The organism is Macrococcus sp. 19Msa1099, from assembly GCA_019357535.2.
GTDB lineage: Bacteria > Bacillota > Bacilli > Staphylococcales > Staphylococcaceae > Macrococcoides > Macrococcoides psychrotolerans.
The window spans coordinates 144,249-152,239 of record CP079956.2; the positions used below are offsets into that span (position 1 = coordinate 144,249).

Below are 7,991 nucleotides of genomic sequence, written 5' to 3' on the forward strand. Positions count from 1 at the left end.
GCATATTTAATATTAAAAGTATGCTTCTTTTTATACTGTAGTCTTTGAAAGTGAATTTATAAATGACACAGTATCACATATATTTTTATCGGAATTAAAGTATGCTAGGTATTGATGTAATGTATCGTAAAGTTTTTTGATACTATTGATGGATGTAATTTCTTCACCAAATTTTTTATTATGAATTAACGCATATGCTTTTACTTGTGTAGATGATTTAGAAAATAGAATAGTTACTATAAATATATCACTATTAAATATTAGTTCGATACTGTCATCATGTTTGTTATTAAATCTGACATTTTTCATATCTTTTACTTTCAGTTCGATTGATTGCAATTGGTCATCTGTTAATATTGCACCACTTGTTGTTTCTAACTGCTGTTGATACTGATAGAGCTTTTCAGCATTTTCGAGAGTTAGGTTTTCGATTTTACGTTCTCCAGATCGAATGCGTTGAATACCTGAAGCAGCTACACCTGTACCTTTAGATATTTGATATGCGGATATATCGCTATTTATTAATGTATTGATTGTATCTTTCATATATTAGTGAATAGAGAGGATATAAAGTAGTAAGTTATAAAATTAATGAGTCAGTAGTAAATACATAATTAATATTAGAATAAAAGATATGCATAAGTTAGATACTATTTGAAATATATTCTTATTTCTTTCTGTCATTATTATCACTCCTTTTATATAATGGATTTCGGAGGGTTAGTCCCACCCGAACAATACTTTGATTAGTGCTACGAGCGATGTGAGGATTATTAGAATGTTTTTGATGATTTCTGTAATCTCTTTCCATCGCTCTACTTTTTTGTCTAACTTTGACTCTCTCCGTTCCTCTCTATTCACTTTGTTCACCTCCTTATCTATAATTAATCATAAAATGCCGAATGGCATGTATAAACCTTTTTTCTTTAACTTTCTAAAAAAAGTGTACAAATGTATACAACAGTGTACAAATAATAGAAATAATTAATTTAAAATATATATTCTATGAATACTATCATATATGATAGTATAATGAGATTAGAGGTAAATTAATATCTAATTATTGGGAGTGACTGAATATGATTAATAAGTACGAAGCTATTCGCCAGGAAGCAGTGAAGTATATTAAAAATGATAACCTTTATGTAGATTTATATGAGGATATGGAAGATTATATGGAGCAGTTAGATATTATAGATGAAGATGAGAGAGAAGATGTACTCGAAAGAATAGATATACAAGGGAGCTTCTATTCTATTGAACGACTTGGAATGAATATAGATGAAGCAACGATCGTTGATACAAAAAGTATAACAACTCATTATGATTTACTTAAATATATAGATGAGGAAGATAAGTATAGAAGAAAGAAGCCAAAAAGAGAGCTGCTTTACATTAGTAGAGAACGCATAGACGAATTCAAAGATATATATAGTAGATACTTTGAAGGTAAAGATTTTAGTAAATGCCCCACTCCCCATCTTGATATAATTCTAATGGTATCGGTTGGGGTAAAGCTGCACGGTTCAGCAAGGCTATCAGATCATTGGAATTTTGAAATTGAAGAAGAAGTGGAACTAGAAAATGGTACGTTAGAATTTGTTACAGAAACACATTGTAAATCTGATGCACCAGATGAAGCGGTCGCTATAGGAGTATTTGATGAAAATATAAAAAGTTATATCTCAGTATTTATTGATGAAGCTGAAAATGAAGTGAGTGTAGTAAAGATAAAAAATGATGGTATAGAAATCTATGTATAAAAGGCATCTATTTTTTAGATGTCTTTTATAAAATATAATAGTGTACAAGAGTATACAAGAGTGTATAGAAGTATACAATATAGAAAAGGATGCGGTGACTCTGAGAAAGATAATATATAATAATGGAAAAGATTTTTGGTATTTACTAGATGATATTGTAAGACAAGGTCAAGAACTATATCTATTAGAAAATGAGAAGTTATCCTGATAAACAGATTATTATCAATAAGAAGCTGGAAGTAATTATGAAAAACTGTAGAAGCGGATTTACAGAATATGATGAGATAATTAATAAATCTTTAAATATAGAAGATATATCTGAACGTAAAACCTTTTTGAAAAAGTATTTCGATAACAGGCATACAGAATATTTATTTAAATATTTTGAAATAAAATAATAGAAGGTGATTTTATGAATGAATGTAATGATATAGTATTAGAAATTGCTAATCATTTTAAAGCAAGAGCAGAAGAGTATGAGAAACTAGAAAAGAAGGAGCAGCTTTTAAGAAAAGCTGAATGCATGATCAATGTGGTAACACAAAATAAAGAATTATATAGAAAAGCAAAGGCATGGGAAGAAACAATTAGTCTTTTAGAAAATATAGTTAAAAATAAAGAAGTAAATAATAGTACACTAGAAGTATATAGAGCGGTCTTAAACATGATGTATAGAACTATTTAGTATACAAGAGTGTACAAATAATAAAAACATATAAATATATAAAAAAGGGAAATTCTATAATCAAGTTAGCCACCTACGGTGTGCTTTAAAAAAATAAAAAATGAGCCATGTGCATCCATGTTAATATTGTAGTTACCACAACAAACAATAAGGAATGAATGCAAATGACTCATCTAAATGGTACCACTAATCATATTAAAGGAAAACACTTAACTGAATTTGAAAGACATCAAATTCAGATTTTGAAGAGTGAAAATTATTCAAATCGTGCTATTGCTAAAATTTTGAATAGAGCACCTCAAACGATTAACAATGAGATCAATAGAGGAACTGTTAAACAAATTAAGCGCATAGTTTCTAATAGTAAAGAATATTTTTATGATTATGAATGCTATTTCCCTGATGTTGCTCAACTTAAATATGAAACAAATCGTATGAATTCTTGCAGGACACCAAAACATCAGTTATCTCATGCTTTTATTGATTGGGCTGATAAGATGATGTTGAATAAAAAATGGTCTCCCGATGTTGTAATAGCCTATGCTAAAAAGAATAATATTTTTTGTGATTCTATTATTCCTTGTGTTTCAACACTATATAACTGGATTGAAAGAGGAATTATGAAGACCTCTAATATCGACCTTATAGAGAAGATATCACGAAAACCAATTACAAATAGAAGACCTAGTCGAAAAAATAAAAAAGTATTAGGAAAATCTATCGAAGATAGAAGTCACGAAATCAATTCTAGAGATGTCTTTGGTCATTGGGAAATTGATACTGTTATTGGTTCTAAACTTAAAAACGAAAGAGCGTTACTTACACTTGTTGAAAGACAGACACGATATGAAATCATCGTTCCTATTAAAAGTAAAAATAATGATGCTGTCACATTAGCATTAAGTCAATTAAAAGATCAATTAGATAATTCATTTTCACGAATATTCAAGTCTATTACTTCTGATAACGGATCAGAGTTCAGTGACCTTACGGAGACACTACCTGACACTGAAATATACTTTACGCACCCTTATTCATCATGGGAACGAGGTACTAAAGAAAACCATCATAAATTCATTAGACGGATAATCCCTAAAGGAATCAGTATGGAATCAGTATCTGATGAGATAATTTATCGTATCCAAAACTGGATGAACAATTATCCCAGAAAAATTCTAGATTATGAAACACCTAAATACCTGTTTCTGAAGTCACTAAAATCCGAAGGATTATTAAGTGAACCATTAAGCTACTATCTCTATTAATTTGGATGTAGTGGCTAACTTGCAATTGAAATTTTCGAATATATAAAAAAACAAAAAATTAACAAATAAATATAAATACTTAAATAAATTTAAGTAAAATACTTTGCAACGATAAATGTATTATATATAATTTAAGTATCTTAAAGATAAGTAGAGAATTAAAATGAATTACACACACAGTAGCAGAAAAAGGAAAAATGTTAAGAAAGCAATTAAAGGATTTAGGTTACAGCAACCGCAACCGCAAAGTAAAAGTAAGATCTGAAAGTTATTCAATGGGAAGTTCAATCCATGTAACTACCGTAGATAGAGAAGTTGATACAGAAAAGGTTAAACAGTTGGCAACACAGTTTGAAGAAGTCAGAAGAGAAGAATATATAGTAGAGACATTATTAGGCGCTAATACTTATTTTCATATCTCTATAGATTATCCAGCAGAAGTCAACGAAACACATCAAGAATATAATGTAGCATAAATTAAAAGGCACTGATATAATTCAGTGCCTTTTAATTTATATATATAAGAAGTTAAATAAAATTAAATATTAAATATATTTAAAATATAAAACACAATAATAATTTACAAATAAAGCCAATAAATAATACGATTTTTATAGTTTCAAATATGGGACTAATACGTTATAATTAAATCATAAATTATTACAGTTCTATTTGTGGGAAAACCTATTATATTAAAAATGCATTTAATGAAATTTTAAAGGTTTAGATTAAATAATAGTCATTGATTATATATAAATAAATATATTTTAATCATCTATTAAAATAATAAGTAAATAATGTTTAATATTGCTTAAAACCAACAAGTATACATTAGTGTACAACTGTATACGTATACAAGAATGTACAAGAGTATACGCTCTATTATTGAGATATTTTAAATAATAATTATTAGGAGTGATTTATATGGCTAATACAAAAACACAAAAAAAATTAAGTATTTCTAAAATGAAAAGTGAGATGATCTTTGAATGGTTTATCAATATTGGTGCAGCTAATATTAAAAGTAGAAAAGTTATACAAGAAAAATTAAATAAAGGTAAATCAACAATTTATAGAAATATTGATAAATTAAAAGAAGTTGCTGAGGATAGGACTTACTTTGATGCACTAGCAGAAGTTTTTACTTTATCAGAGCTTAACACGTTAATAGAGCTGTTTAATGAGTACCAGACATTGCCCCCTGAAGAGAAAATGACTAAGGAAGAAAAACATGAAGCTGCGATAGCGGAGCAAAGAGAAACTGTAAATAAACACCTAAATTCTATGGGGATGAAAGAAATTACAGATGGTGCGGTAAAGCAGGAAGCGACAGATGATAACAACAAGACTGATATCGATAATTTAAAGAGTAAACTAAACCATTTAGGTAAATGAGGTGGGTTAAATGTCAGAATGGAAGTTTACAGTAAACTTACAACCAGTACCTACCCCACGACCTTCATTTAGGTATGATCCAAAGAACAAGAAGACCATCACTTATTATCAGCAGAGCTATATTGATTACATGGATGCTGTTAAAAAGATGTTAGAAGAAGCAGGGGCATACAACGAAGACTTTTATAATGTGATGTCAGCTAAACTTGGTGTAAAAGCGGAACTATATTTTTATTTGAAAGTACCTAAAGGGCAAAAGCGTATTAATAATATTATGCGAACTACTGCACCTGATTTAGACAACTTAATAAAATCCATCCTAGATAGCATATTCAAAGGTTTAAAGATAAAAGACAGTAGAATAACGATGATACAATCTGCAAAGTTCCAAGTGCTAGATAATCCAAGAACAGAGATAATTCTAAAGGGGGTAGACTGATGGCAACGACAAATCTAGAGAAGTTCCAGAAGATAGAGAAGATGATGGAACAGGCGAAACCATTACTTGATAGCTATTTAAAGGGTTTAGAAGAACGACATGAATATATGTCTGTTTACAGATCTGAGTATCGTAAATTAAGGAATGTAACTAAAAAGATAGCCTCAGATATAGAAAAGGATCTCAGAAGCAGAGAAGATACGACTACGAGCTATGAGAATGTTAAGTATAATATTCAGGCTGTATATGAGAGACTTAAAGAAATAGCAGAAACGGAAATAGAGACTAAAGGGGCAAGTATGATACTTGAAGAGATGAGAGATGCTAAAGGAAGCCTTAATAAGAGCAAAGAAGTTAATATAAAGGCGCTAAAAAAGATAAATGACGTAGTAAAGAAATATAACATCCCTGTACCGCTTCTAGAGCAGTTTATTGAAGAATACGAAACTGAGGATGTCATAGGTCAAGAAGCGGCTGACACGCTCTTAAATGAGCTTAAACAGGGGGATAGTATGTATTTATCATCTTTTAGAGGATATAGGCAAGCATGTGAAGAAGACGACGAAGTATATGAGTACTATAGCGATGTTGTAGATGACTTTTTAGATTTCGGTCTTACGAATTACGGGGAAGCCCTCCAGGAAGTACTACCAGAAAGCACAGAGAAGAGGGTTGGTAGACCAGATGGAGAAGCATTGCTAGACGTATTAGTACCAATTAAATCTTCAGGTTTAGAGTACTTTCAATCAAAAAACCGCAACTCTCATGGTTATTATTACAACAGCCAGTACGCTAAAGAGTTAGCATACGTGCGTAGAGCTTTGCTAGAGGATCGAGAGTATATAGGTACTAGAAACGCATTCAATCGCTTAACGTCAGCATTTGAACAACTCTCAGACTATATGTATGAACGATATCATCAACTAGGCGGAACGCCTGTAAATTATCACGGACATGATGACAGAAAGAAATAAGGTTTAAACTAACCCACAATAACACCATATAATAAAATAAGCAACAAAGCAAAAATATTTAAATAAAATTAACTTAATAAGAACAAACGTACAAGCAGTCTGCTTTCAGGCTGCTTTTTTGATGTGTGGAAATATTTTAACGAACAGCTAATAAAATAACAAATAATAACAATTAGTTATTTTATAATAAATATATTTATAGATCTTAAAGTAAAAATAAATATCAATTATTGAAAATTATATAAAAATTAAAACATAAATCTTCAATAATAAATATATGCAGAATGCATAGAAGTAAAATAAAAAACACAGTCTCAAAAATGGAACCAATAAAAGAACCAACACAGGAGGTAGTCCCAAAAATGAGACCATAGGCGCCAAGCCTATGGGCTATTAGCCCATAGGCTTGGCGCCTATGGTCTCATTTTTGGGACTACCTCCTGTGTTGGTTCTTTTATTGGTTCCATTTTTGAGACTGTGTTTTTTATTTTACTTCTATGCATTCTGCATATATTTATTATTGAAGATTTATGTTTTAATTTTTATATAATTTTCAATAATTGATATTTATTTTTACTTTAAGATCTATAAATATATTTATTATAAAATAACTAATTGTTATTATTTGTTATTTTATTAGCTGTTCGTTAAAATATTTCCACACATCAAAAAAGCAGCCTGAAAGCAGACTGCTTGTACGTTTGTTCTTATTAAGTTAATTTTATTTAAATATTTTTGCTTTGTTGCTTATTTTATTATATGGTGTTATTGTGGGTTAGTTTAAACCTTATTTCTTTCTGTCATCATGTCCGTGATAATTTACAGGCGTTCCGCCTAGTTGATGATATCGTTCATACATATAGTCTGAGAGTTGTTCAAATGCTGACGTTAAGCGATTGAATGCGTTTCTAGTACCTATATACTCTCGATCCTCTAGCAAAGCTCTACGCACGTATGCTAACTCTTTAGCGTACTGGCTGTTGTAATAATAACCATGAGAGTTGCGGTTTTTTGATTGAAAGTACTCTAAACCTGAAGATTTAATTGGTACTAATACGTCTAGCAATGCTTCTCCATCTGGTCTACCAACCCTCTTCTCTGTGCTTTCTGGTAGTACTTCCTGGAGGGCTTCCCCGTAATTCGTAAGACCGAAATCTAAAAAGTCATCTACAACATCGCTATAGTACTCATATACTTCGTCGTCTTCTTCACATGCTTGCCTATATCCTCTAAAAGATGATAAATACATACTATCCCCCTGTTTAAGCTCATTTAAGAGCGTGTCAGCCGCTTCTTGACCTATGACATCCTCAGTTTCGTATTCTTCAATAAACTGCTCTAGAAGCGGTACAGGGATGTTATATTTCTTTACTACGTCATTTATCTTTTTTAGCGCCTTTATATTAACTTCTTTGCTCTTATTAAGGCTTCCTTTAGCATCTCTCATCTCTTCAAGTATCATACTTGCCC

10 protein-coding genes and 1 pseudogene are annotated in these 7,991 nt (G+C 30.5%); 8 read left to right on the forward strand and 3 right to left on the reverse strand.

What is annotated here, in order from left to right; translation table 11 throughout:
• Positions 1–30 precede the first annotated feature (30 nt).
• Both KYI10_12755 and KYI10_12760 read right to left on the reverse strand, forming a co-directional pair.
• Positions 31–546 (reverse strand): hypothetical protein, encoded by a 516-nt coding sequence (locus tag KYI10_12755; protein XBW67597.1) that lies wholly within the window; start codon positions 544–546, stop codon positions 31–33.
• Positions 547–720: 174 nt separating this feature from the next.
• The gene (locus KYI10_12760; protein XBW67587.1) at positions 721–861 is read right to left on the reverse strand and encodes a hypothetical protein; all 141 of its coding nucleotides are present in this window, start codon (positions 859–861) and stop codon (positions 721–723) included.
• 218 nt (positions 862–1,079) lie between these two features.
• On the opposite strand from KYI10_12760, the gene KYI10_12765 reads away from it, so the two are divergent.
• From KYI10_12765 to KYI10_12800, 8 genes are all read left to right on the forward strand, one after another.
• On the forward strand, positions 1,080–1,763 hold the full coding sequence (locus tag KYI10_12765; GenBank protein ID XBW67588.1) for a hypothetical protein: 684 nt from the start codon (positions 1,080–1,082) through the stop codon (positions 1,761–1,763).
• Between the two features lie 191 nt (positions 1,764–1,954).
• Positions 1,955–2,161: a hypothetical protein gene (locus KYI10_12770; protein XBW67589.1), complete on the forward strand. Its 207-nt coding sequence runs from the start codon at positions 1,955–1,957 to the stop codon at positions 2,159–2,161.
• 14 nt (positions 2,162–2,175) lie between these two features.
• Complete coding sequence (locus KYI10_12775) at positions 2,176–2,448, forward strand: hypothetical protein (protein ID XBW67590.1); 273 nt, start codon at positions 2,176–2,178, stop codon at positions 2,446–2,448.
• A 164-nt stretch (positions 2,449–2,612) separates the two neighbouring features.
• Positions 2,613–3,713, forward strand: a complete 1,101-nt coding sequence (locus tag KYI10_12780; GenBank protein XBW67591.1) for an IS30 family transposase — start codon at positions 2,613–2,615, stop codon at positions 3,711–3,713.
• A 275-nt stretch (positions 3,714–3,988) separates the two neighbouring features.
• Positions 3,989–4,189 (forward strand): hypothetical protein, encoded by a 201-nt coding sequence (locus KYI10_12785; protein XBW67592.1) that lies wholly within the window; start codon positions 3,989–3,991, stop codon positions 4,187–4,189.
• Between the two features lie 448 nt (positions 4,190–4,637).
• Positions 4,638–5,108: a hypothetical protein gene (locus KYI10_12790; GenBank protein XBW67593.1), complete on the forward strand. Its 471-nt coding sequence runs from the start codon at positions 4,638–4,640 to the stop codon at positions 5,106–5,108.
• Between the two features lie 10 nt (positions 5,109–5,118).
• Positions 5,119–5,547 carry a RusA family crossover junction endodeoxyribonuclease gene (locus KYI10_12795; GenBank protein ID XBW67594.1) on the forward strand — a complete coding sequence of 143 codons (429 nt, stop codon included), beginning with the start codon at positions 5,119–5,121 and terminating at the stop codon, positions 5,545–5,547.
• Positions 5,547–6,521, forward strand: a complete 975-nt coding sequence (locus KYI10_12800) for a hypothetical protein (protein XBW67595.1) — start codon at positions 5,547–5,549, stop codon at positions 6,519–6,521. Before KYI10_12795 ends, KYI10_12800 begins: the two co-directional genes overlap by 1 nt.
• A 787-nt stretch (positions 6,522–7,308) precedes the next feature.
• On the opposite strand, the pseudogene KYI10_12805 reads toward KYI10_12800, so the two are convergent.
• Positions 7,309–7,991, reverse strand: a pseudogene (locus tag KYI10_12805) (hypothetical protein).